We start from the raw sequence: 21,662 nt of genomic DNA, 5'->3' as shown, positions 1-21,662 counted from the left end.
ATCCGACACTAAACGACGGCGTTCTGGAATTGAGCGTTTGAAGTGGCCGTGCTTGGAAGATGATGTTTGCGGGGTAGCGACGCTGCGGATGCCTGACGCTTTGCGCGTCGGAGGGAGCCCGTAGGGCGAGTGCAGACGCGCAAAGCGCGTTGAGGGATGACGGCGCGGATCGGTTGCGGTAGAAAGGCACACCGCCGAAGAAACAACCGGCGCGACACCGGTCAAACCGCCAAGTTCACCCCGGGGTCGCGCCACACTGGACACAGGTGCGGGGCCACGGGGCCAAGCACAGGGACACGTGCAGCCGCAGTATTCCACGGCTGGGCGGACCCTGTCGATATCGACCTGCCATCGGCGTTCCACGGGGACCGCCGATGCTGCCCACGGGCCGCTTCTTCCTGTGCGCCCGCTGCCGGGCGCAGGTGTTCATTTGCCGCCGCTGCGATCGAGGCCAGATCTATTGCGCCGGCGGCTGTGCGCAAGCGGCCCGGCGCGCGAGCTTGCGCGAAGCGGCTCAGCGTTACCAGAGTTCTCGCCGCGGGCGTCTTGCCCATGCGCAGCGCGCCCGTCGTTATCGAGCGCGACACAATAAAGTGACGCATCACGGTTCACCTGCGACGGGGCCCAGTGCTCTACTGCCAGCGGACTCGATGCGCGCCGCTGTCACTCACAGTCGTGTCGCGGCATCGGCGCCGGCGACAACGCATTGCCATCGATGCGGCTGCGCCTGTTCGCCATTCGTGCGCCTTGGCCCGTTCGAGGAGGCTCTAAAGGTGACGATTGACGCTGAACTCGAAGCCCATATCCTGCGGCTCTACCACGTCGAGAAGTGGCGCTGCGGCACGATCGCGCAGCAATTGCACGTGCATCGCGGCACCGTCAAACGGGTGCTCGCACAAGCTGGTCTGCCGCGTCATGGACCGGCGCCGCGGCCTTCGATGATCGAGCCATACCTGCCATTCATTCGCCAAACGCTGGAGAAGTATCCCACGCTCACCGCCAGCCGCCTTTACGGCATGGTGCGCGAGCGCGGCTATCAGGGCCGGCCCACGCACTTCCGACATCTGATCTCTCTGCACCGGCCACGCCCGCCTGCCGAAGCGTACCTGCGGCTGCGCACGTTGCCCGGCGAACAGATGCAATGCGACTGGGGGCACTTCGGTCACTTGCATATCGGCCGTGCGCGCCGGCCCTTGATGGCCTTCGTGATGGTGCTCTCGTACTCGCGCGAGCTGTATCTGCGCTTTTTCCTCGATGCGCGTATGGAGAACTTCCTGCGCGGCCATATCGGCGCCTTCACGCGCTGGGGCGGCCTCGGTAGGGTCGTCCTCTACGACAACCTGAAGAGCGCCGTCCTTGAACGCCAGGGCGACGCCATTCGTTTCCACCCGACGCTGCTCGCCTTCGCCGCACACTATCGGTTCGAACCCAGACCCGTAGCCATCGCGCGTGGTAACGAGAAGGGCCGCGTGGAGCGCGCCATTCGTCACGTCCGCGACGCGTTCTTCGCGGCCAGACAGTTCACCGATCTGGATGACCTGAATGCGCAAGCCGAACACTGGTGCCGCACGCAGGCGGCGGATCGCCCGTGCCCGGAGGATCGCATGATCAGTGTGCGCCAGGCGTTCGCCCAGGAGCAGCCTACGCTGCTTGCGCTACCGGAGAATCCCTATCCCGTCGAGGAAACGCTCGCCGTCAAAGTCGGCAAGACGCCCTATGTACGCTTCGATCTGAACGACTACTCGATCCCGCACACGCACGTGCGGCGCACGCTCACGGTACGGGCCGATCTCGAGCAGGTACGCGTGCTGGACGGTGCCGAGATCCTTGCGCGCCACGCTCGCAGTTACGACCGCGGCGCGCAAATCGAAGAGCCCGTTCACATCGAGACACTGGTCGGCGTCAAACGCGAGGCCCGTCATCATCGCGGCATGGATCGCTTGGCCAAGGCTGCCCCCGCCAGTCAGGATCTGCTGCGCCGCGCGGCTGAACGCAATGCGAATCTGGGCACCATCACGGCGGCGCTGCTGCGGCTGCTCGAACGCTACGGCGCTGCGCAATTGCAGGCCGCGATCGGCGATGCGCTACAAAGCGGCGTGCCGCACCCGAACGCCGTGCGCCTGGCGCTGGAGCGCCGCCGCGAAGCGCTTGAACTGCCACCACCGCTTGCCGTGTGTCTGCCGCCACACGTACGCCAGAAGGACACGCCGGTCCAACCCCACCGGCTCGATACCTACGATCAACTTGCCGGAGGCACGGATGAGCTCGCTTGAATCATTGCGCACACGCGCGCAGGAATTGCGTTTGCACGGGCTGCTGGCCCACTGGCCCGAGGTTGCGCAGGAGCCGTGGGTCGCGCCGCTCGTGCAGTGGGAAGAAGACGAGCGAGCCCGTCGCTCGCTCGAGCGGCGCATCAAGGAATCACATCTGGGCGGCTTCAAAGCCTTGTGCGACTTCGACTGGGGTTGGCCGTCACGGTGTGATCGCGGTGCCATCGAAGAACTGATGACGCTCGGGTTCATGAAGGACGCCGCCAACGTCGTGCTCATCGGCCCCAACGGCGTGGGCAAGTCGACGCTGGCGAAGAACGTCGCGCATCAGGCGCTCGTGCATGGGCACACGGTGCTGTTCACCACCGCCGGCAATATGCTGGGCGAACTGGCTGCGCTCGATAGCGATTCAACGCTGCGCCGGCGCTTGCGTCGCTATGCTGCGCCCGACGTCCTTGTGATCGATGAGGTCGGATATCTCTCCTACTCGAATCGCCACGCCGATCTGCTGTTCGAGTTGATCAGCCGGAGATACCAGAACAACAGCACCATCGTGACATCGAATCGACCGTTTGCAGAATGGTCAGAAGTGTTCCCGAACGCCGCCTGCGTCGTGTCGCTCGTCGATCGCCTTGTGCATCTCGCCGAGGTCATCTCGATCGAAGGCGAATCGTACCGCCTGAAGGAAGCCCGCGAGCGGGCCGACAAGCGCGCCCGGCAGCGTGGCCCGAGCAAATCGGCCAAAGGAGGCGAGTCATCATGACAGCCGTGCCATTGCCCTCAGGCCTCACGCGCGGCTTGAACTTCGTCGTGCCCGACGACTGGACGCCCGAGCAGGCGCTCGCCGTGTTCGAACTGCTCGACGACTTGCGCGAACTCATCTGCGCACGCTATCTGCCCGACATGCAGCGTGTCCTTCGTGGCGATCGTCGGCAACGTGAACTGCCGCTCACCGAGCACGACCCGCCGTTCTGATCGGCGACATTCAAAACAAAGGGGCCCGCGTGGCCCCTTTGTCGTTGACTGTTTCGCTCAACCTTGTGCCGTCGTTTAACGGCGCTTTTACACCGGCGCTAACACGCCCGAGGTGAAACCCCGCCTCGTGCTCAAGGGCCAGTCCGTCATCCGCAACGGCCGCCTGCAATTCGACGCGGGCTGGGTCGATCTGGCCGCGTCGTTCATGGCGATCAAGCAGAGGATGACGAAACGATGTCGGCCCATGCAACTGACCCAGCTTTCGAGGAAACGCATCGCCAATGCGTCGAGCACGACAATGCGGTGATGACGTATGCATTGGCGGAGCAGGGCGTCCGAACGGTCATCATGTCTGCCGCGTGGCAAAACTATCTGAACGAAAGCGTCGGACCGAACGTCAAGCCGACGCTGCACGGGTTCATGCCTGGGCAGCTCGAACGGGAACGGTAATACGATAGAAAGGCTGCAAGCGGCGGGAAAGCGCGTTGTGATGCTCGACGACGTGCCAATGATCCCGGAGAACATGGTGAATTGCGCGCTCTACAACGGGCTGCTGTTTCCGTACCCGCGGACGCGTTTGCGAATTCGATCGCAAGATCGCAGTCGACCAGCATGCCCCAATTGCGGCGATGCAGGCGCGTCTTCAGGCTCGCTTCCCCGATCCAAATATCATCCACACCTATCGCCCTGCGCAGCGGGAACGTGCCGCCTCGATTTCGACGGGCTGTCAATCTATCGGTACCGCGATTATCACCATCTGAGCCTTGCTGGCAGCATGAAGTACTACGCTGAATATCGACGAAAGCACCCCGGTGAGCTGGAACAACTCGGGCTGTAAGCTTGTGACAAATCGCGTGCGAATTGTGCATCCAGGGCTGTGTCAATTTCAGCGCTAACAAGGAACAAATCGCACGCGACGTTACAATTAGAGGCTGTCTAATATCGAAGGACTGGAAAAAGAAAAAAGGACCTAGCATCGCTGCTAAGTCCTTGAATTCTTTGGTAGGCCGTACTGGATTCGAACCAGTGACCAACGGATTAAAAGTCCGCTGCTCTACCAGCTGAGCTAACGACCCAAAGAGGGAAAATTATATCGACCGCTCGGCGGGCTTGTCAACCTGTAGCCTTATCACCCGTCGATGAGTCGTGCCGTTCGCCGTTACTTGATCGCGTCCAGCTTGCTCTGCGCCGTTTCCGCCGCATTCGAGCCGGGGAACTGCGACACGACCTGCTCGAACGTCTTCTTCGCGGCCGCCTTCTGGCCTTGCTCGAGCTGGTTCGTGCCTATCGCGATCAGCGCATCCGCCGCACGAGGATGCTGCGGATAGCTTTTCACGAGGCCTTGCCATGTCGCCGTCGACCCCTTGTAGTCGCGCAGCGCGTACTGCGCGTTGCCGAGCCAGTATTGCGCGGTCGGCTGATACGGGCTTTGCGGATACTTCGCGATGAACGCGCGGAACGAAGCCGCGGCACCCTTGAAGTTGCCGTTGCGGAACTGCTGCGACGCCGCGTTGAACGCGTCCGTTTCACCCGGCTGCACCGTGCCTTCGACGCCGTCCACCGTCGTCTTCTGCGGCTCGAACTTCTTGAGACGCGCATCGAGATCGGTGTAGTACTCCTTCTGCTGACGCTCGAGCGTCGTCAGACGATTCGTCAGATCCTCGTTCTCGCCACGCAGCGTCGCGACCTGCTGGTTGAGCTGGTCGAGGCGGCTGGTCTGGTCGAGGATCGTCCGCTGAGCGGCGGCGAGCTGGTTCGACAGGCTGTCGGACTTGCTGCGCAAGTCGAGCACTGCACGGCGCGCCTCGTCGTCATCGAAGAGGCCCGCGTGCGCCGGCGCGGCCGCGAGGGCCGCACCTGCCACGCACAGCGCGGCGGCCGTGCGTAGCCAGAAAAAACGGTGCGTCATACAGCGATTCTTCCGTTACTTACTGTTGATAGACGAGATCCGCGCGGCGGTTCTGCGCCCACGACGCTTCGTCGTGGCCGAGCGCGACCGGCTTTTCCTTGCCGAGGCTCACGGCTTCCATTTGCGAATCCGTGACGCCGAGCAACGACAGCGCGCGCCGCACGGCTTCCGCACGCTTCTGACCGAGCGCGAGGTTGTACTCGCTCGTGCCGCGTTCGTCGGTGTTGCCCTGGATCAGGATGTGGCGCTGCGGATGGCTCTTCAAGTACTGCGCGTGTTGCTGCAGCAGCGCCTGGTATTGATCCTGCACCGAGTAGCTGTCGAAATCGAAGTAGACGCTGCGCTTCGCGAGCGGGCTGTTCGGGTCGTTCAGCGGATCGACTGTCACTTGCGCGACGTTTTCGGGATTCGGCTGCGTGCCGACCGCGCCGCCCTGGTTCGCATGCTCGTCGAGCTTCACGCCCGACTTACATGCGGCGAGCGCACCGATCATCAACACTGCGAACGCCAGACGAAGTTTCTTCGACATCATGGTTACTCTCCTTGTGGTCATTGCATGAAGGGCCCCCAGGACGGCTCGCGAATCGCGCCGCCCTGAACGGACAGGATCTGCGGCGGCGCGCTGCCGTCGGACGGAACGGCAGCCAGCACGCCGCGGCCCCCCGATTGCGTAGCGTACAGAATGTACTGACCGTTCGCCGCGAAGCTCGGCGATTCGTCGCGCGTCGTGTTGGTGACGGCGTTTGCCGCACCCGTTTGCAGATCCTGAACATACAGCTTGAAGCCCCCGCCCGTGCGCGAGATGTACGCGAGCAGCTTGCCGTCCGGGCTGATGCGCGGACTCGTATTGTAGCTGCCGGTAAACGTTACGCGCTGAGCGGCGCCGGCGCTCTCGCCTTCGGCTGGCATCCGGTAGATTTGCGGCGCACCGCCTCGATCGCTCGTGAAATAGATCCACTTGCCGTCAGGGGAGTAGAACGGTTCGGTGTCGATCGAGCTGCTGCGCGTGAGGCGACGCAGCCCGGTGCCCGTCGAACTGACGGAATAAATCTGCGTATTGCCCGTGAGCGACAGCGCGACGGAGAGCGTCTGGCCGTCGGGCGACCATGCGGGCGCGCTGTTGTTGCCTTTCTGATTCGAAATCACGTAGCGGCGGCCCGTCGGCAGATCGTGGATGTACACGACCGGCTTCTTCAGCTCGAACGACACGTACGCAACCTTCGTTCCGCTCGGCGACCATGCGGGCGAAATGATCGGCTCCTTGCTCGTCAGCGCGGGAATTGCGTTCTGGCCGTCCGAATCGGAGATCAGCAGCTTGTACACATTGCCCGTGCGCTGCACATACGACAGGCGCGTGTTGAAGACGCCGCGCACGCCGAGCAGCTTCTGGTAGATGTAGTCGGCGATCTTGTGACCGGTCTTGCGCATCCCCTCGTTGTCGTTCGACGTCGTGAGCGACAGGCCGCCCAGGCTTTGCTGCTTGACGGTGTCGTAGAGGATGAAGTTGACCTTGTATTGGCCGTTGGGCTCGCGGTTCACGCTGCCCGCGACGAACGCGTTCGCGCCTTTCGCCTTCCACGCGCCGAAATCGACCGACGCCGTCTCCGGCACGGGCGTGCTGCCCGCGTCGACGTTGGAGAACTTGCCGCTTCTCGCGAGGTCGCCGCGCACGACCGACGTGACCTGCTGGGGCAGGCTCGCTTCATTGACGAAATTCGCGGTGGCGATCGGAAACTGGGTGGAGCCGACGCCCGTGATCAGTACGTTCACCTGCGCGTGGGCGGCGCCGCCCACGGCAATCAGACACGAGGCCACGAGTGCCCTGAAACCTAGCTTCGTCATCAAACTCATGCTTCTTGTTCCCGTATGTACGCTGCGCAACGGCAGAGACTCAAAAATACCCGATTCGTTCCCGGTGCGACGGCGGGAGTGTAAGCGCAAATGCGCTCATTCCGCCGCCTTGAAGGTAATCGTAATCTCGGGCGGGGTACGGCCGTTGGTATCGGGCGGCAACGGCACCGATGCCTGGATCGCGCTGATCACCGTCTGATCCCACCCCGAATTGCCGCTCGACCGGCGGATCGACGTGCTCAGCACGTCGCCCGACGGCGTGCAGCGGATCGCGACGACGGTCACGAGGCTGTCGCGCTCACCCGCCCACACGATGTTCGGCTTCACGCGCCGACGGACTTTGTCGGCGTAGCCCGGCGACGCCGCGTTGCCGCCCGAGCCCGTGCCCGTGCCGCTCTTGGCGAGCCCTTCGCTGCTGCCCGAGCCGCCGCCTGCGATCCCCTGCAGTTGCGCGAGGCGGGCCTGGCGTTCCTTGTCGAGCTTCGCATTCGCGGCGGCGTTCGCCTTGGCGGCCGCAGCGGCCTTGGCCGCTTTCTCGGCCTTTTCGGCGTTGGCCTTCTTCTGAGCGGCGAGCTGTTCCTGTTTCTTCTGCTGTTCGAGCTTTTGTTGCTCGAGCTTCTGCTGTTCGAGTTTGTGCTGCTGCTCCGCGAGCTGCTGCTTGAGCTTCTCGGCCTGCTTCTGCTTTTCGCGCTCGGCGGCTTTTTGCGCGGCGAGCTGGGCGGCCTGCTGCGCGGCGAGTTGCTGCGCCTTCAACTGCTGCTGCCGGCGCTGCTCTTCGAGCTGCGCCTCGCGAGCGGCCGCGGCTTGCTGCTCGCGCCGCTTCTGTTGCAGCGCGATGTCCGCCTCCTCATTCTTGACGGGCGGCGGGGGAGGGGCCGCTTTCACGGGCGGCGTCGGCACCGGCTGCGGCGTCGACGTGTCCGGCACCGACGTCCACAGCTCGGCCTCCGCGCCTGCCGGCGTGCTGTTCTGCCAATGAACGCCGTGGTACAGGAAGAGCGCGAGCAGCACGTGCATCAGCGCGGCAAGCAGGAACGCGCGTCCTGTGCCGCGCTCGCGCGGCGGCCGAGGCGGATAGGCGGCGGTGCGCGACTGGCGAGGCTTCATTGCGATTTGACGAGGAGACCGACGCGCTTCACGCCGCGCGCCTTCAGATCGGACATCACGGTCATTACTGAGTCATATTGAACCGTCTTGTCGGCCGCGATCACGACCGGCTGATCCGGGTGGTCGGCCTGGCGCGCCGCGATGAAGCTGTCGAGCTCGGCCTTCGTCATCGTGTCTTCCTGCGACGCGCCCGAGTCCCCCTTGTAGCGGACACTGATCTTGCCGTCGGCCTGGATGTTGACGACTACGGGCGGCGTCTGCTCCTGCGGTGCGGCGTTGCCGACAGTCGGCAGATTGACGATCGACGGCGCGACGAGCGGCGCCGTCACCATGAAGATGACGAGCAGCACGAGCATCACGTCGATGTAGGGCACGACATTGATGTCGGCCATCGAGCGGCGCGAGCGGCCGCCGCGCATGCTGGAACGAATGGGGGTGCCGGCCATCGCGTGCTCCTTATTGCGCCTGGCGCTGCAGGATGTTCGAGAACTCTTCGATGAACGTTTCGAAGCGGATCGCGAGACGGTCGATGTCGTGCGCGTAGCGGTTGTATGCGACGACGGCAGGGATCGCGGCGAACAGGCCGATCGCGGTCGCGACGAGCGCTTCGGCGATGCCCGGCGCGACGTTTGCGAGCGTCGCCTGCTGGACGTTCGCGAGGCCGCGGAACGAGTTCATGATTCCCCAGACCGTGCCGAACAGACCGATATACGGGCTCACCGAGCCGACGGACGCGAGAAACGACAGATTCGATTCGAGGACGTCCATCTCACGCTGGAATGATGCGCGCATTGCGCGGCGCGCGCCATCGAGAAGCAGCGCCGGATCGTTCAGACGTTTTTCCTTCGCCTTCAGAAATTCACGCATTCCCGACTCGAAGATCCGTTCGAGCGCGCCGATCGTGTGGCGATTGTTAGCGGCGCTCTGGTACAGCGCCTGCAGGTCGCCGCCCGACCAGAAGTCGCGCTCGAAGCGCTCGGTTTGCGCGCGGGCGCGGCGGATCGCGAACCATTTGCGGAAGATGAACGTCCACGACATCAGCGACAGGATGAGAAGGAGCCCCATTACCGCCTGGGCGAGCACGCTCGCATTGAGGACAAGGGAAATGATCGACAGGTCTTGAGAAGTGTTCATAGAGGTTTGTGTAACGTCCCTTCGGGGTGGCCTGGCCAGGGGATGTGCCCGGCCGGCGCGCTCCGGCGGCGTCCGGCGGGCGTTCGGCCGAGCGCCGCACGCTCTGGCGGCGACCGCCGGAAGCTTTCCGCCGAACCTTGCTTAGTGGCGGATCATGGGGTCGAGTTCATCGGCTCTGTCTAAACGGCACTCATGCGTACGCCGTTGACACGGCTCGCCGGCCGGTCGTGGCCGGTCCGCGCTCGAGCGCGGCGAGGACGGAGGGCGGGATCGCGGTCGGCTTGAACGCCGAGCGGTCGACGCAGCCGATCCGGACGTCGGCCGCGACGAGCAGCGTACCGCCTCGCCGCGCCTGTTGTTCGAATTCCACCGTCGCGCGGCCGAGGCGGGCGATTCTGCAGACGATTTCCAGCGCGTCGTCGAGCCGCGCGGGTGCGCGGTAATCGAGCTCCGCGCGGCGGACGATGAAGATCGCGCCCGTCTCGTCGGCAACCCGGCTCTGGTCTATCCCGCACGCGCGCAGCCACTCGGTGCGCGCGCGCTCGAAGAACCTCAGGTAGTTCGCGTAGTAGACGACGCCGCCGGCGTCGGTATCTTCGTAGTACACGCGGACCGGCCACGCGAAATCGGGCGCCGCGTCGAGCTGTCGGCTGGGTTCAGTCATGGCGCGCATTCTACCGGAACGGACGACCCCGATTCCCCTGATTCGTAACGGAATGTTGCCTTTGCCGGGCCACCTGTCGAGCCGTGCGGGCGGCTCGGCGGCGGCACGCTCAGCCGCGGTGGACGGTCAGTCCGGCGGGCGCCTGCGCGACGGGCATCATCTCGATCGTGTTGATGTTCACGTGCGCGGGGCGGGTGGCGATCCAGTAGATCGTGTCGGCGATGTCCCCGGCGGTGAGCGGCTGGACGTTCGCGTAGACGCCCGCCGCCTTCGCGTCGTCGCCGCGGTAGCGCACGTTCGAGAATTCGGTGCCGCCGCAGAGGCCCGGCTCGATGTCGGTGACGCGCAGCGGCGTGCCAACGAGGTCCGCGCGCAGGTTCAGGCTGAACTGGCGCACGAACGCCTTGGTCGCGCCGTAGACGTTGCCGCCCGGGTACGGGTAGCTGCCCGCGACGGAGCCGAGGTTGAAGACGTGGCCGCGGCCGCGCTCGACCATGCCGGGCAGCAGCGTGCGCGTGATCGTGACGAGCCCCGAGCAGTTGGTGTCGATCATCGTTTGCCACTCGTCGAGGTTCGCCTTGTGCGCCGGCTCGACGCCGAGCGCGAGGCCCGCGTTGTTGACGAGCACGTCGATAGCGGCAAATTCCGCGGGCAGTGCGGCCGGCACGGTCTCGACGGCCGTGCGGTCGCGCACGTCGAGCTCGATCGGCAACAAGGCGCTGCCGAGTTCGGCGGCAAGTGCGTCGAGGCGGTCCTTGCGGCGCGCGGTGGCGACGACGCGGTGGCCGCCTTTCACGAAGACACGGGCGATGGCGGCGCCGAAACCTGCCGACGCGCCGGTGACGAACACGATCATTGCTGCTGCTCCTTAAACGATGCTTGCTGGAGAGAACTCGCTAGCCTACTGGCATTGCGGCGGTGCGGCAAGGCGCGGCGGCGCGCGCTTCCGATATCTGCGGTGGATGCCTGCGCCGGTGGTGTCGATAGATTTGGCCCTTAATATGCGGCGGGCTCCGGGCGCGGTTGCCTATTCATCGCGCATCCAATACACTAACGCGCTCAATATCCCCTGCGTGACTGGCGATAAGACCTTTCGGGGTCAAAGGTGGAGCGTCCCACCGTGAAGCGCAGGGCGTCGCTTTTGCCGTTCGCCTGGGCAGCCGTTGTGCGCCACGTTGCGTGCATTGCCGGTGGCTGTCCTGCCTCGCGTTCCACGGAATCCTCCGCCACGTCGAGCCGGCTGCGCCGCCGGCTGCGCGACGCACTCGGCCACTTCGGTCAACCTGTACACACTTAACGGAAACCGTATGTTTGACAGAGCCCAAAGCACCATTGCGAACGTCGATCCCGAGATCTGGCAAGCGATCCAGCAAGAAAATGTCCGTCAGGAAGAGCATATCGAGCTGATCGCGTCGGAAAACTACACGAGCCCGGCCGTTATGGCGGCGCAAGGCTCGCAGCTCACGAACAAATACGCGGAAGGCTATCCGGGCAAGCGCTATTACGGCGGCTGCGAGTATGTCGACATCGTCGAACAACTCGCGATCGACCGCGTCAAGGAACTGTTCGGCGCCGAAGCCGCGAACGTGCAGCCGAACTCGGGTTCGCAGGCGAACCAGGGCGTGTTCTTCGCGATGCTGAAGCCGGGCGACACGATCATGGGCATGAGCCTCGCGCACGGCGGCCACCTGACGCACGGCTCGCCCGTCAACATGTCGGGCAAGTGGTTCAACGTCGTCAGCTACGGCCTGGACGAAAACGAAGACATCGATTACGAAGCCGCCGAGAAGCTCGCGCACGAGCACAAGCCGAAGCTGATTGTCGCGGGCGCGTCGGCGTTCGCACTGAAGATCGATTTCGAGCGTCTCGCGAAGATCGCGAAGGCGGTCGGCGCGTACCTGATGGTCGATATGGCGCACTACGCGGGCCTCATCGCCGCGGGCGTCTATCCGAACCCGGTGCCGCACGCCGATTTCGTCACGACGACGACGCACAAGAGCCTGCGCGGCCCGCGCGGCGGCGTGATCCTGATGAAGGCCGAATACGAGAAGCCGATCAACTCGGCGATCTTCCCGGGCATCCAGGGCGGCCCGCTGATGCACGTGATCGCCGCGAAGGCGGTTGCGTTCAAGGAAGCGCTGTCGCCAGAATTCAAGGAATACCAGCAGAAGGTCGTCGAGAACGCGCGCGTGCTGGCCGAGACGCTCGTCAAGCGCGGTCTGCGCATCGTGTCAGGCCGTACCGAGAGTCACGTGATGCTCGTCGACCTGCGCGCGAAGAACATCACCGGCAAGGCGGCGGAAGCGGCGCTCGGCAATGCGCACATCACCGTCAACAAGAACGCGATCCCGAACGATCCGGAAAAGCCGTTCGTGACGAGCGGCATCCGTCTCGGTTCGCCGGCAATGACGACGCGCGGCTTCGGCCTGCCGGAAGCCGAATTCGTCGGCAACCTGATTGCCGACGTGCTCGAGAATCCGGAAGACGCGGCGACGATCGAGCGCGTGCGCGCACAGGTCGCCGAGCTGACGAAGCGCTTCCCGGTCTATCGCTGATCGGCCATGCGCTGCCCGTTCTGCCGACACGACGATACGCAAGTGGTGGATTCGCGCGTGTCGGAAGACGGCGCCGCAATCCGCCGGCGCCGCCGCTGTTCGGCCTGCGACAAGCGTTTCACGACGTACGAGCGGGTCGAGCTGGCGTTGCCGGCCGTCGTGAAGAAGGACGGCAGCCGCACCGAATTCGACCGCCGCAAGATCGTCGCGAGCATGCAACTGGCGCTCCGCAAGCGCCCGGTTGCGGCCGATGCGATCGATGCGGCGGTCGCCCGCATCGAATATCAGTTGCTCGCATCCGGCGAGCGTGAAGTCCGCAGCGAAAAGCTCGGCGAACTCGTGATGAACGAGCTGCGCCAGCTCGACACGATCGCCTACGTGCGTTTCGCGTCCGTTTACCGCCGGTTCGAAGACGTGTCCGAATTCGCGGACGTGATCGAAGAGTTCCGCCGCGCGGTGCCCGCGAAGCCGCCGCGCAAGCGCTGAGCTTGCGCATTTCGTTTCCCGTTTCGTTTCATATTCCATTCGTTTCTCCCGCGTAGCGCGGTGCTCGTGCTCGCCTGGGCGATTGTCGTGCGTTCGGCTGCTGCGTGCGATTCGGCCGTTCGGCTGATGGTGCGCGTTCGTCCGCCCCGGTAGAGTCGGCGCATCAGGTCACGGAGATCGGCGATGCGAACCGAGTGCGGCAGGCAAGCGATGGCGGGCTTCATGCTCGTCGAATTGATGGTCGCGCTCGCGCTGGTCGCGCTTGCCGCGACGCTGGCCGCGCCGACGCTCTCAGGCGCACGAATGCGCGATCGGGTCGACGCGCGCGCGCGCGTGTTCGGAGCATCGCTGGCGTATGCACGTGGGGAGGCTGCCAGACTCGGCGCGCGCGTGACGCTGTGCCGCAGCGACGCGGCCGCCAGATGCATCGTCGCAGGGCGGCCCTGTGAAGGCGGCGCGACCGACTGGTCATGCGGCTGGGCGGTGGTCGTCGCAGACGGCGACCGCGGTACGCGAGTGTTGCGACGCGTTGCGCGCGATGCGCAAGTGGCCGTGACGGGCGCGGGCGGCGACGTGGTGTTTACGCCGCCAGCAGGTCAGGTGATCGGCGGCTTCCGAAGTTTCGAATTCGCGCCGAACGACGCGTCCGATGCGTGGCACGGCGAGCGCTGGCGACGTTGCCTGCGGATCGCGGCGGGTGGCCGCTTGCGTTTCGTCGAAGGCGGCTGCGGGGCGTCGACATGATGCGCGTTCGGTCGATACGAGGGAGCTCGTTGCTGGAGACGGCGGTCGCATGTGCGCTGCTCGCGGTCGCAGCGCTCGGCGTGATCGCCGCATTGCTCGCGACGATACGAGGCGAGCGCGATGCTGCGACGCGCGAGCAGGCGCTGCTCGCCGCAGATTCGTGGGCCGAGATGGCGCACGCTGGCGGGCCGGTAGGCGTTGATTGGAACGCGTCGATGTCCGGGTTGCGTCACGGAAAGCTCGTCGTGACGGGCGGAGACGCGGGCATTTCGACCGTGCGTATCGAATGGGAACAGGTCGGGGCGGCCGTTGCGAGCCCGTCGCGCTGCGAAGGCGCCATCTTGGCTGCGCGTGACGGCGACAAGCAATGCGTGACGCTCGCGTATGCGATAACGGACGGCCGATGACGCGAGCGATACACTGGCGCGCGCACACGCTGATCGAGGTGATGATCGCCATGGCGCTCGGCTTGCTGATCCTGCTTGCCGCGATCTCGCTCTATCGCGTACAGCGGGCGGCCTATTCGGCGGCGGCCGATGCCGCGCGCTTGCGCGACGCGGCGCAGGCGTCGCTCGCGCTGATCACGCAGCAAATCCAGATCGCAGGCTTCGTTCCTCTCGACGCGCACGATGCGCCCTCAGCGCCGGGTCTGTTCGGTTGTACAGCGGGACGACCCGTCGGAGCCGACGTGCAACTGGCATGCGATCCGCTGGCGAGCGGTTCCGACGGACTCGTCGTCCGCTACGTCGGCGATGGCGTTTCCACGTGGCCGACGACCAGCGGACAGGCGACGGATTGCCTCGGGCAGGGCGTCGGCGCGGCCGACGCGCAGCCGCGGATCGTCAATCGCTATTACGCTCGCGTCAGTGCGTCGACGGGCGAGCCGGAGCTGTATTGCGAAGGCAGCGGCAGACCTGGCATTGCGCAGCCTCTCGTCGAAGGCGTCGAGCGCGTGCGCTTGCGCTATAGGCTGCGCGGAGCCGTGCAGTGGAGCGATGCGTCGGCGTTGTCCGCATTGGACTGGGCGAGCGTCGCCGCCGTGGCAGTTTGCGTGCAAGTGCGAGGCATGCGGACGGGGCGCCCAGTGCGCTACGTCGACTGCGAAGGGCGAATGACGAGCGGCGCGGATACTCGCGCGCGGCTTGTGCTGCGACGGTATGTCGCGGTTCGCAATCGGGAGCGCGTATGACGCGTCGGGCAGCCGTGTTGGAAGCGGATCGAGCGCGGATAGTCCGAAAGCGTCCGGCGCTGCGCAAAGTGATGCGGCGACGCGAGCGGACGATGCCCGGTTCGCCCGGCGTCGCGCTGCCGGGCGTGCTTGCCGTAACGGCCTCACTGATCGTGATGTCGTCCGCGTGGTTCGAGATCGCGACGACGGAGATGCGGCGCATGACGAACGTAGCGAGCCGATCGGTCGCGTTTCGTGCAGCGGATGCCGCACTCGAAGCCTGTGCCGATGCATTGCTGAGCGGCGCGGCGTCCGACGCCGTGGCGGGCACCGCGGCGTCGGCGCGCGAGCCGGCCGGTTGGCGGCAACCGGGCGTGTTCGACGGCGGCGGCGCGTTCAGGCCGTATGCCGGATGGCCGGGCGCGGCACAAGGGCCGAGCTGCGTGATCGAAGCGTGGAAGCTGCCGGCGCGCCCCGACGCACGTGCCTACCTCGTGACGGCACGCGGCGTGGGTGCGACGAAGGATACGGTCGAGTGGCTGCAACTGCAGATTGCCGTCGAGCGAGGAGGCGTCGAGCGCCGCTGGCGCCGGGCCGTGGGGCGGCCGACATAGATGAAGGGGGAAGCGGCGGTGTCATGCACTGAAACTGAACGCAATCCGAATCGGCGAGGTTTCACGTTGATCGAAGTGCTCGTTGCGCTTGCGATCGTGGGCGTGCTTGCGGCGTTTGCGGTGCCGTCGTACCGGGGCCATGTCGAACGAGGGTATCGGTTGAGCGCGATGGCTGCACTGTATCGCGCCGCGCAGTACGTCGAAGCATTCGGTGAGATGCCGCCTGCCGCATTACCGGAAGAGATGAGCCGAGCGCCCGATTCCGGCACGGTCGTCTATGCGTTGCGGATCATGTTCGACGACGCGCACGGCGGATACGCACTGGAGGCAAGCCCGACCGTCGATGGCGCGATGCGGGACGACAACTGCGGCGTGTATGTGCTGCATGCGGACGGCACGCGCGAGAATCGCGAGGCCGGAAGCGCCGCCCGCAATGGGCACACGCCGAATGCCGACGTGTGTTGGCGAACGGGGTAGGCATGCGTCGGCCAGCGGGCTGGTCAACAGCCATTACCTGTATTACCCGCCTTCACGCCTGCTCATCGTGCCGCGCCCGCGCGTCGGACGCGTCATCGCTGCTCTTTGCCTGCTTCCATATCTGATAGGCCTCCCACACCGCGAAGCCGACGGCCCCCCATTTGAGCGCAGGGCGCGCGCTCGCGCGCAGCAGCGCCCGTATGGGCTTCGCGAGCACGGCGGACGCGAGCGAGCTCAACAGCGGATACTGGCTGACGAGCGTGCCGAGCGTTGCGTTCACGCTCCTCGCCGACTTGCCGAGCGACCCGCCCGACACTCCTGGCACGAGGAGCTTCAGCCATCTGAAATGCGTGACGGACTGGCGCAGCTCGGTGCCCGCCTGCGCGAGCTCCAGGCGCTCGATGTCGGAGCGCAGGATCAGCATTTCCTTGCGCAGTGCGCGGTACTGGGTCGCGCTCATGTGCCGCTTCTGCGAAGCGGTACGGAATCGTTGTTCCGATGCGGAGTAACTCATGGCGCGTCGACGGGAGGTTGGCGAGAAGAGGAGGAACGCGGCCGCGCGTTCATGGCTTGCCGCGGAATAGCTCGCGGTCCTTTTCCAGTTCGTTCAGCGTCGCTTCGAATACGACGGGCGCGTCGCGCAAGCCCGAGCGCGCCTTCAGCCCGCAGGCGAGCGCGCCGAGCGCATAGAGCGCGGTGATGGCGGCGAGCGACTGCCAGCGGTAGGTGTCCCAGAATGCGATGGCGACGAGCACCGTGAGGCTGATGAGCGCCATCGTCGCGAGCATCATCGCGGCGAGTCCGAGAAAGAGCACGCCCATCAGGCGTTCCTTCTCCTCGGCGAGCTCGATGCCGACGAGTTCCAGCCGGGTCTGCAGGAGCGCGAACGCGGAGCCGAGCAGGCGGCGCAGCGGACCGTGCGCGGACTGGTGCGATGAGGTTTCTGTCGTCATGGATGAGGCGCTTGCGCGCGGAGAGCGGCCGGCGCCGCGACGGGCCGGTGCGCGTGGTCCCGGCCGTCGCGCGGATGCGAGCGGGCCGGGGGCTGTCTCTCGCGGCGGCGTGCCGCGTTACTTGCGGTTGATCAAGAGGCCGATCAGCACGCCGACGCCGGCCGCGACGCCGATCGACGTCCACGGATGCTCGTGCACGTAGTCGTCGGTGGCGCGTGCTGCCTTCTTGCCTTTCTCGACCACGACCACCTGAACGTCGGCCGCTTTCTCCTTCGCCTGCTTCAGGCGCGAGAGCGCCTTCTCGCGCAGCTCGGTCGCACGGTCGCCCGTGGTGCTCGCGGCCTGTTTCAGCAGATCTTCCGCGTCCGCGAGAACAGTTTTGATATCCGACATCAGTTTCTCCTTGTTGACTTCAGACATTGCGACTCCCTTCTTGCCGAAGCGGGTTGTCCTACGAACATCGTAGCGAAACCCGTGCCCGCGGGCGAGCGCGGCGGCCCGGCGCGCAGGTGGCGCAAGATCGCGCTTGAGTAGCATGGTAAACGACTTGCAATGACAATAGAGAGCCGATCCGGAACGAAAAAGTTTCCAGGATTGTCAAATCACACCCGGCGAAAATGATAAAAAGGCATGAATATCTGACGGAATAATCGTTCGCACAGGCTGCCGTATCACTTAAGCTGAAAACTTGCCCTTGCGTACCGTGCGCTCGGGCACCCAACCCATGCAAGTTCAAGGAGCTGCAACATGAGTCTACGTCTTGGCGACATCGCGCCGGATTTCGAACAGGATTCGAGCCTCGGCCGCATCAAATTCCATGAATGGCTCGGCAACAGTTGGGGCGTCCTGTTCTCGCATCCGGCCGACTACACGCCCGTCTGCACGACGGAGCTCGGCCTGACCGCGAAGCTCAAGGGCGAATTCGAGAAGCGCAACGTGAAGGTGATCGCGCTGTCGGTTGACAGCGTCGAGTCGCACAAGGGCTGGATCGACGACATCAACGAGACGCAAGCGACGAGCGTCGGTTTTCCGATCATCGCCGACGGCGACCGCAAGGTCTCCGAGCTGTACGACATGATCCATCCGAATGCGAACGAGACGCTGACCGTGCGTTCGCTGTTCGTGATCGATCCGAACAAGAAGGTGCGTCTCGTCATCACCTATCCGGCGAGCACCGGCCGCAATTTCGACGAAGTGCTGCGCGTCATCGATTCGCTGCAATTGACCGACAACTACAAGGTCGCGACGCCCGGCAACTGGAAGGACGGCGACGACGTCGTGATCGTGCCGTCGCTGCAGGATCCGGAAGAGCTGAAGCAGCGCTTCCCGAAGGGCTTCAACGCGGTGCGTCCGTACCTGCGTTTGACGCCGCAGCCGAACAAGTGAGCGGCGTGCGCGCCGCGCGGCTTCGCGGCGCGGCTATCATATGACGAAAAAGCCCCGGCGGTCGCGCCGGGGCTTTTTCGTTTGTGGCTGCGTCGGGGCTGCGCAGTCGTGGCCCCGCGGCCGTGCGTCGCGCGCAGGCCGCGGCGGCGCGGATATCGCATCAGAAGAACGCCTGAATCCCCGTCTGCGCGCGGCCAAGGATCAGCGCGTGGATGTCGTGCGTGCCTTCGTACGTGTTCACCACTTCGAGATTCACGAGGTGACGCGCGACGCCGAATTCGTCCGAGATGCCGTTGCCGCCCAGCATGTCGCGGGCGAGGCGGGCGATGTCGAGCGCCTTGCCGCACGAATTGCGCTTCATGATCGACGTGATCTCGACGGCCGCCGTGCCTTCGTCCTTCATCCGGCCGAGCCGCAGCACGCCTTGCAGGCCGAGCGTGATCTCGGTCTGCATGTCGGCGAGCTTCTTCTGGATCAGCTGGTTGGCGGCGAGCGGACGGCCGAATTGCTTGCGGTCGAGCACGTACTGGCGCGCGGTGTGCCAGCACGACTCGGCCGCGCCGAGCGCGCCCCACGCGATGCCGTAGCGCGCCGAGTTCAGGCACGTGAACGGCCCGCGCAGGCCTTTCACGTCCGGCATGATGTTCTCTTCGGGCACGAACACGTCGTCGAGCACGATCTCGCCCGTGATCGACGCGCGCAGGCCCACCTTGCCGTGGATCGCCGGCGCCGACAGACCTTTCCAGCCCTTCTCGAGGATGAAGCCGCGGATCTCGTCGCGGCCGTCCTCGTCGAGCTTCGCCCAGACGACGAACACGTCGGCGATCGGTGAATTCGTGATCCACATCTTCGAACCCGACAGCGAGTAGCCGCCCGGCACCTTCTTCGCGCGCGTGACCATGCTGCCCGGATCGGAGCCGTGATTCGGCTCGGTCAGGCCGAAGCAGCCGATCCATTCGCCCGTCGCGAGCCTCGGCAGGTATTTCTCCTTCTGTGCGTCGGAGCCGAACTCGAAGATCGGCACCATCACGAGCGACGACTGCACCGACATCATCGACCGATAGCCCGAATCGACGCGTTCGACCTCGCGCGCGATGAGCCCGTAGCTCACGTAGCCGAGGCCTGGGCCGCCGTACTGCTCGGGGATCGTCGGGCCGAGGAGGCCGAGCTCGCCCATTTCGCGGAAGATCGTCGTGTCGGTGGTTTCGTGGCGGAACGCCTGCGTCACGCGCGGCGCGAGCTTGCCCAGCGCGTAAGCGTTCGCGGCGTCGCGCACCATGCGCTCGTCGTCGGCGAGCTGCTGGTCGAGCAGCAGCGGATCGTCCCAATGAAAGGTTGCGGCAGCCATCGCGTCATCTCCTCACTTGACTATGGTTCCGCTATGCGGAACAATGTTTTGCAAATTGAACCCAGTGTATCACCACATGAATTTTTCGACCATCGACGCCGACACGCTCGACGAACGCAAGTTCGTCGTCGCCCTCGCACGGGGGCTCGATTTGCTGCGCGCGTTCCGGCCCGGCGAGACGATGCTCGGCAATCGCGACTTCGTCGAGCGCACCGGGCTGCCGAAGGCGACTGTCAACCGGCTCGCGTACACGCTTACCGTGCTTGGCTATCTGCGCTACGACGACGCGCTCGGCAAGTACGCGCTCGACGCAGGCGTGCTGTCGCTCGGCTATGCGCTGCTCGCGGGCTCCGACACGCTCGCGCTCGCGCGGCCGCACATGCAGGCGCTCGCGCGCGAGATCGGCGCGGCGGTGTCGCTCGGCTGCCGCGACGGTCTCGACATGATCTACCTGGAGACGATCCGCAGCGAGACGGCGCTGACGCTCGGGCTTGCGTCCGGGTCGCGGCTGTCGATGCTGACGAGCTCGATGGGGCGCGCGTATCTCGCCGTGCAGCCACCGGATGTGCGCGCGGCGTTATTCGCGGAGCTGCGCAAGACAGCGGGGAAGGGGCGGGCGGGCGCCGCGCTCGTCGCGGCGGCGGAGCGCGCGGTCGAGGAATTCGCCGCTGACGGCTGCTGCTATTCGTTTCGCGACTGGCACGAGGACGTGAATGCGATCGCGGTGCCGTTTCGCGAGCCGCGCGAGGGGCGCTGGCTGATTCTCAGCTGCAGCGGGCCCGCGTCGTCGATGGGCGAGGACGTGTTTCGCAACAAGATCGGCCCGAAGCTCAAGGCCCTCGCACGGCGGCTCGGGCAGCCGGCGTAGGCCGGCATGCCGGCGGTCATGCGCGAGCGGCGGCGGGTGGCTGTTCATCGTTCGGCGTTGCGGCTTTCGCCGGTGGTTTGTTGCTGTTGCCGGTCGCAAGTAGCAAGTAGCCCGTGCGATCGGCAATAGCACGGTGCCGAGCCGGCAACCGCGTGAATCGGCGGCGACGTCGGCACAGTTGCCGGTGCAAGTTGCCGGCGCGTAGCGTGCGGCGAGTGCTGCCGTTTAGCGTCGCGCTCATCTTCGTCGTCCGACGCGTGAAATTCGACGTGCCGGCCGTGGCGGCGCGGGCGGATATTGTCGATGCCGCAAGGGGCCGCTCGCGCGAGCGGCGCGCCGTGTCGCTTGCGGGCGCGGCCGCGTCTTGCAGCGCGTGTCGGCGTCGCGCGCGTGAACGTCTCGATCCGACGTGGCCCCTTCGCTTTGCGGACGGTCGTGTGACGGCGGCTCACGGGCAACGCTGCGGCTTGCCGCTCGCAATCCGGCGCACGCAGCCCGACACGCGCAGCCCTGCACCCGCCTCGGCACACGCCAATCGGCGCATGCAACCCGGCAAACGCAACTCAGCACACGCGATCCAGCACATAAGATCCAACACGATCGCTCCAACCCAGCGCAATCCGATGCCCCGCTCCACGCTGCAATGCAATGCAGCAGTCGACCGTAATCGGTTGTATCGTAGACATTGCTTCCCACTGCGGCATCCATGCGCAACGTGAACAGGAGGTCCACGATGTCGGGCTCGGAATTGTTGGAAGGCGGGTGCGCGTGCGGCGCGATTCGTTACCGGCTCGTCGGCGTGCCCACCCACGCGGGTTTCTGCCATTGCAGGCTGTGCCAGCGGACGACGGGCGCCGCCGTGCTCGCGTGGGCAACGGTGCCGATCGGCGCGTTCGAGTATGTGAAGGGCGAGCCGCGCGTGTACGCGTCGAGTGCATGGGGTGAGCGGCGCTTCTGCCCGCAGTGCGGCGCGCAGCTCGAATACCGGCTGTCGAATGCGCCTGCGACAGTCGAGGTCAATTACGCGACGCTCGACGATCCGTCGGCGATCCGGCCGAAAGCGCACACGTGGTACGCGAGCCGCATCCCCGGTCTCGACGTGGCGGGCGATCTGCCGGTGTTCGGCGACGGCGGCGACTGACCTGACGTAGCG

At 65.4% G+C, this 21,662-nt stretch carries 27 protein-coding genes, 1 tRNA gene, 1 pseudogene and 1 riboswitch; of the genes and pseudogenes, 16 read left to right on the top strand and 13 right to left on the bottom strand.

Features of this window, described 5'->3' with window-relative positions:
• The first annotated feature begins 773 nt into the window (after positions 1-773).
• The 6 genes and pseudogenes from istA (at position 774) to WS70_RS33840 (ending at position 4,083) form a co-directional block, all read left to right on the top strand.
• Entirely contained in the window at positions 774-2,273 is a 1,500-nt protein-coding gene (gene istA, locus WS70_RS15340; protein ID WP_108033957.1) for an IS21 family transposase, read from the top strand.
• Positions 2,260-3,033: an IS21-like element helper ATPase IstB gene (gene istB, locus WS70_RS15335; RefSeq protein ID WP_059596311.1), complete on the top strand. Its 774-nt coding sequence runs from the start codon at positions 2,260-2,262 to the stop codon at positions 3,031-3,033. The genes istA and istB overlap by 14 nt, the downstream gene beginning before the upstream one ends.
• A complete protein-coding gene (locus WS70_RS15330; RefSeq protein ID WP_059472649.1) occupies positions 3,030-3,245 on the top strand; it encodes a hypothetical protein in 216 nt (71 codons plus the stop codon). The genes istB and WS70_RS15330 overlap by 4 nt, the downstream gene beginning before the upstream one ends.
• Before the next feature lie 103 nt (positions 3,246-3,348).
• Positions 3,349-3,474 (top strand): annotated as a pseudogene (locus tag WS70_RS33845) (phage terminase large subunit family protein); the annotation flags it as partial.
• Positions 3,475-3,479: 5 nt separating this feature from the next.
• Positions 3,480-3,695: a hypothetical protein gene (locus tag WS70_RS32140; protein ID WP_162498951.1), complete on the top strand. Its 216-nt coding sequence runs from the start codon at positions 3,480-3,482 to the stop codon at positions 3,693-3,695.
• A gap of 40 nt (positions 3,696-3,735) precedes the next feature.
• Entirely contained in the window at positions 3,736-4,083 is a 348-nt protein-coding gene (locus WS70_RS33840) for a hypothetical protein (RefSeq protein ID WP_418230140.1), read from the top strand.
• Between the two features lie 162 nt (positions 4,084-4,245).
• On the opposite strand, the gene WS70_RS15320 is transcribed toward WS70_RS33840, so the two are convergent.
• From WS70_RS15320 to WS70_RS15280, 9 genes are all read right to left on the bottom strand, one after another.
• Positions 4,246-4,321, bottom strand: a tRNA-Lys gene (locus WS70_RS15320).
• Between the two features lie 83 nt (positions 4,322-4,404).
• On the bottom strand, positions 4,405-5,154 hold the full coding sequence (gene ybgF / locus WS70_RS15315; protein WP_059470445.1) for a tol-pal system protein YbgF: 750 nt from the start codon (positions 5,152-5,154) through the stop codon (positions 4,405-4,407).
• A 19-nt stretch (positions 5,155-5,173) separates the two neighbouring features.
• Positions 5,174-5,686: a peptidoglycan-associated lipoprotein Pal gene (gene pal / locus WS70_RS15310; protein ID WP_059470444.1), complete on the bottom strand. Its 513-nt coding sequence runs from the start codon at positions 5,684-5,686 to the stop codon at positions 5,174-5,176.
• A gap of 17 nt (positions 5,687-5,703) precedes the next feature.
• On the bottom strand, positions 5,704-7,005 hold the full coding sequence (tolB, locus tag WS70_RS15305) for a Tol-Pal system beta propeller repeat protein TolB (RefSeq protein ID WP_059470443.1): 1,302 nt from the start codon (positions 7,003-7,005) through the stop codon (positions 5,704-5,706).
• Positions 7,006-7,101: 96 nt separating this feature from the next.
• Entirely contained in the window at positions 7,102-8,112 is a 1,011-nt protein-coding gene (tolA, locus tag WS70_RS15300; protein ID WP_059597309.1) for a cell envelope integrity protein TolA, read from the bottom strand.
• The gene (tolR, locus tag WS70_RS15295; RefSeq protein WP_059470441.1) at positions 8,109-8,558 is read right to left on the bottom strand and encodes a protein TolR; all 450 of its coding nucleotides are present in this window, start codon (positions 8,556-8,558) and stop codon (positions 8,109-8,111) included. Before tolR ends, tolA begins: the two co-directional genes overlap by 4 nt.
• A 10-nt stretch (positions 8,559-8,568) precedes the next feature.
• Positions 8,569-9,246 (bottom strand): protein TolQ, encoded by a 678-nt coding sequence (gene tolQ, locus WS70_RS15290; RefSeq protein ID WP_059470440.1) that lies wholly within the window; start codon positions 9,244-9,246, stop codon positions 8,569-8,571.
• 190 nt (positions 9,247-9,436) lie between these two features.
• Positions 9,437-9,919: a tol-pal system-associated acyl-CoA thioesterase gene (gene ybgC, locus WS70_RS15285; protein ID WP_059470439.1), complete on the bottom strand. Its 483-nt coding sequence runs from the start codon at positions 9,917-9,919 to the stop codon at positions 9,437-9,439.
• 100 nt (positions 9,920-10,019) lie between these two features.
• Positions 10,020-10,766: an SDR family NAD(P)-dependent oxidoreductase gene (locus tag WS70_RS15280; RefSeq protein ID WP_059597308.1), complete on the bottom strand. Its 747-nt coding sequence runs from the start codon at positions 10,764-10,766 to the stop codon at positions 10,020-10,022.
• Positions 10,767-10,973: 207 nt separating this feature from the next.
• A riboswitch (ZMP/ZTP riboswitch) is annotated at positions 10,974-11,075 on the top strand.
• A gap of 142 nt (positions 11,076-11,217) precedes the next feature.
• Here WS70_RS15280 and glyA point away from each other — a divergent pair.
• The 7 genes from glyA to WS70_RS15240 all read left to right on the top strand — a co-directional run bounded on the left by glyA (position 11,218) and on the right by WS70_RS15240 (position 15,954).
• Positions 11,218-12,465: a serine hydroxymethyltransferase gene (gene glyA / locus WS70_RS15270; RefSeq protein WP_059597307.1), complete on the top strand. Its 1,248-nt coding sequence runs from the start codon at positions 11,218-11,220 to the stop codon at positions 12,463-12,465.
• Positions 12,466-12,471: 6 nt separating this feature from the next.
• Entirely contained in the window at positions 12,472-12,951 is a 480-nt protein-coding gene (nrdR, locus tag WS70_RS15265) for a transcriptional regulator NrdR (RefSeq protein WP_059470436.1), read from the top strand.
• Between the two features lie 183 nt (positions 12,952-13,134).
• Positions 13,135-13,695: a GspH/FimT family protein gene (locus WS70_RS15260; RefSeq protein ID WP_059470435.1), complete on the top strand. Its 561-nt coding sequence runs from the start codon at positions 13,135-13,137 to the stop codon at positions 13,693-13,695.
• On the top strand, positions 13,692-14,102 hold the full coding sequence (locus tag WS70_RS15255; protein ID WP_082716058.1) for a hypothetical protein: 411 nt from the start codon (positions 13,692-13,694) through the stop codon (positions 14,100-14,102). The genes WS70_RS15260 and WS70_RS15255 overlap by 4 nt, the downstream gene beginning before the upstream one ends.
• Positions 14,099-14,884 carry a PilW family protein gene (locus WS70_RS15250; protein WP_059470433.1) on the top strand — a complete coding sequence of 262 codons (786 nt, stop codon included), beginning with the start codon at positions 14,099-14,101 and terminating at the stop codon, positions 14,882-14,884. The genes WS70_RS15255 and WS70_RS15250 overlap by 4 nt, the downstream gene beginning before the upstream one ends.
• Positions 14,885-14,976: 92 nt before the next feature.
• Positions 14,977-15,477, top strand: coding sequence for a pilus assembly protein (locus tag WS70_RS15245; protein WP_059470459.1), 501 nt, complete (start codon positions 14,977-14,979; stop codon positions 15,475-15,477).
• Between the two features lie 75 nt (positions 15,478-15,552).
• Positions 15,553-15,954, top strand: a complete 402-nt coding sequence (locus tag WS70_RS15240; RefSeq protein ID WP_418230159.1) for a type IV pilin protein — start codon at positions 15,553-15,555, stop codon at positions 15,952-15,954.
• 52 nt (positions 15,955-16,006) lie between these two features.
• Here WS70_RS15240 and WS70_RS15235 read toward each other — a convergent pair whose 3' ends face one another.
• The 3 genes from WS70_RS15235 to WS70_RS15225 all read right to left on the bottom strand — a co-directional run bounded on the left by WS70_RS15235 (position 16,007) and on the right by WS70_RS15225 (position 17,327).
• On the bottom strand, positions 16,007-16,414 hold the full coding sequence (locus WS70_RS15235; protein ID WP_162498964.1) for a DUF3318 domain-containing protein: 408 nt from the start codon (positions 16,412-16,414) through the stop codon (positions 16,007-16,009).
• A 103-nt stretch (positions 16,415-16,517) separates the two neighbouring features.
• Complete coding sequence (locus WS70_RS15230) at positions 16,518-16,907, bottom strand: phage holin family protein (protein ID WP_059470431.1); 390 nt, start codon at positions 16,905-16,907, stop codon at positions 16,518-16,520.
• Positions 16,908-17,024: 117 nt separating this feature from the next.
• Positions 17,025-17,327 carry an ElaB/YgaM/YqjD family protein gene (locus WS70_RS15225; protein WP_010106028.1) on the bottom strand — a complete coding sequence of 101 codons (303 nt, stop codon included), beginning with the start codon at positions 17,325-17,327 and terminating at the stop codon, positions 17,025-17,027.
• A 327-nt stretch (positions 17,328-17,654) separates the two neighbouring features.
• Between WS70_RS15225 and WS70_RS15220 the strand changes: the two genes are divergently transcribed.
• The gene (locus tag WS70_RS15220) at positions 17,655-18,293 is read left to right on the top strand and encodes a peroxiredoxin (protein ID WP_059470430.1); all 639 of its coding nucleotides are present in this window, start codon (positions 17,655-17,657) and stop codon (positions 18,291-18,293) included.
• Positions 18,294-18,453: 160 nt separating this feature from the next.
• Here WS70_RS15220 and WS70_RS15215 read toward each other — a convergent pair whose 3' ends face one another.
• The gene (locus tag WS70_RS15215) at positions 18,454-19,641 is read right to left on the bottom strand and encodes an acyl-CoA dehydrogenase (protein ID WP_059470429.1); all 1,188 of its coding nucleotides are present in this window, start codon (positions 19,639-19,641) and stop codon (positions 18,454-18,456) included.
• Positions 19,642-19,717: 76 nt separating this feature from the next.
• Between WS70_RS15215 and WS70_RS15210 the strand changes: the two genes are divergently transcribed.
• On the top strand, positions 19,718-20,509 hold the full coding sequence (locus WS70_RS15210; RefSeq protein WP_059597305.1) for an IclR family transcriptional regulator: 792 nt from the start codon (positions 19,718-19,720) through the stop codon (positions 20,507-20,509).
• 733 nt (positions 20,510-21,242) lie between these two features.
• A complete protein-coding gene (locus WS70_RS15205; RefSeq protein ID WP_059470427.1) occupies positions 21,243-21,650 on the top strand; it encodes a GFA family protein in 408 nt (135 codons plus the stop codon).
• Positions 21,651-21,662 lie beyond the last annotated feature (12 nt).

This window comes from Burkholderia mayonis, assembly GCF_001523745.2.
GTDB lineage: Bacteria > Pseudomonadota > Gammaproteobacteria > Burkholderiales > Burkholderiaceae > Burkholderia > Burkholderia mayonis.
This window is presented reverse-complemented; position numbering and strand designations above follow the sequence as displayed.

Coding starts and splice junctions, on each gene's coding strand:
- istB (WP_059596311.1), top strand. CDS start 2,260: ATGAGCTCGCTTGAATCATTGCGCACACGCGCGCAGGAATTGCGTTTG.
- WS70_RS15330 (WP_059472649.1), top strand. CDS start 3,030: ATGACAGCCGTGCCATTGCCCTCAGGCCTCACGCGCGGCTTGAACTTC.
- WS70_RS32140 (WP_162498951.1), top strand. CDS start 3,480: ATGTCGGCCCATGCAACTGACCCAGCTTTCGAGGAAACGCATCGCCAA.
- WS70_RS33840 (WP_418230140.1), top strand. CDS start 3,736: ATGCTCGACGACGTGCCAATGATCCCGGAGAACATGGTGAATTGCGCG.
- ybgF (WP_059470445.1), bottom strand. CDS start 5,154: ATGACGCACCGTTTTTTCTGGCTACGCACGGCCGCCGCGCTGTGCGTG.
- pal (WP_059470444.1), bottom strand. CDS start 5,686: ATGATGTCGAAGAAACTTCGTCTGGCGTTCGCAGTGTTGATGATCGGT.
- tolB (WP_059470443.1), bottom strand. CDS start 7,005: ATGAGTTTGATGACGAAGCTAGGTTTCAGGGCACTCGTGGCCTCGTGT.
- tolA (WP_059597309.1), bottom strand. CDS start 8,112: ATGAAGCCTCGCCAGTCGCGCACCGCCGCCTATCCGCCTCGGCCGCCG.
- tolR (WP_059470441.1), bottom strand. CDS start 8,558: ATGGCCGGCACCCCCATTCGTTCCAGCATGCGCGGCGGCCGCTCGCGC.
- tolQ (WP_059470440.1), bottom strand. CDS start 9,246: ATGAACACTTCTCAAGACCTGTCGATCATTTCCCTTGTCCTCAATGCG.
- ybgC (WP_059470439.1), bottom strand. CDS start 9,919: ATGCGCGCCATGACTGAACCCAGCCGACAGCTCGACGCGGCGCCCGAT.
- WS70_RS15280 (WP_059597308.1), bottom strand. CDS start 10,766: ATGATCGTGTTCGTCACCGGCGCGTCGGCAGGTTTCGGCGCCGCCATC.
- glyA (WP_059597307.1), top strand. CDS start 11,218: ATGTTTGACAGAGCCCAAAGCACCATTGCGAACGTCGATCCCGAGATC.
- nrdR (WP_059470436.1), top strand. CDS start 12,472: ATGCGCTGCCCGTTCTGCCGACACGACGATACGCAAGTGGTGGATTCG.
- WS70_RS15260 (WP_059470435.1), top strand. CDS start 13,135: ATGCGAACCGAGTGCGGCAGGCAAGCGATGGCGGGCTTCATGCTCGTC.
- WS70_RS15255 (WP_082716058.1), top strand. CDS start 13,692: ATGATGCGCGTTCGGTCGATACGAGGGAGCTCGTTGCTGGAGACGGCG.
- WS70_RS15250 (WP_059470433.1), top strand. CDS start 14,099: ATGACGCGAGCGATACACTGGCGCGCGCACACGCTGATCGAGGTGATG.
- WS70_RS15245 (WP_059470459.1), top strand. CDS start 14,977: ATGCCCGGTTCGCCCGGCGTCGCGCTGCCGGGCGTGCTTGCCGTAACG.
- WS70_RS15235 (WP_162498964.1), bottom strand. CDS start 16,414: ATGAGCGCGACCCAGTACCGCGCACTGCGCAAGGAAATGCTGATCCTG.
- WS70_RS15230 (WP_059470431.1), bottom strand. CDS start 16,907: ATGACGACAGAAACCTCATCGCACCAGTCCGCGCACGGTCCGCTGCGC.
- WS70_RS15225 (WP_010106028.1), bottom strand. CDS start 17,327: ATGTCTGAAGTCAACAAGGAGAAACTGATGTCGGATATCAAAACTGTT.
- WS70_RS15220 (WP_059470430.1), top strand. CDS start 17,655: ATGAGTCTACGTCTTGGCGACATCGCGCCGGATTTCGAACAGGATTCG.
- WS70_RS15215 (WP_059470429.1), bottom strand. CDS start 19,641: ATGGCTGCCGCAACCTTTCATTGGGACGATCCGCTGCTGCTCGACCAG.
- WS70_RS15210 (WP_059597305.1), top strand. CDS start 19,718: ATGAATTTTTCGACCATCGACGCCGACACGCTCGACGAACGCAAGTTC.
- WS70_RS15205 (WP_059470427.1), top strand. CDS start 21,243: ATGTCGGGCTCGGAATTGTTGGAAGGCGGGTGCGCGTGCGGCGCGATT.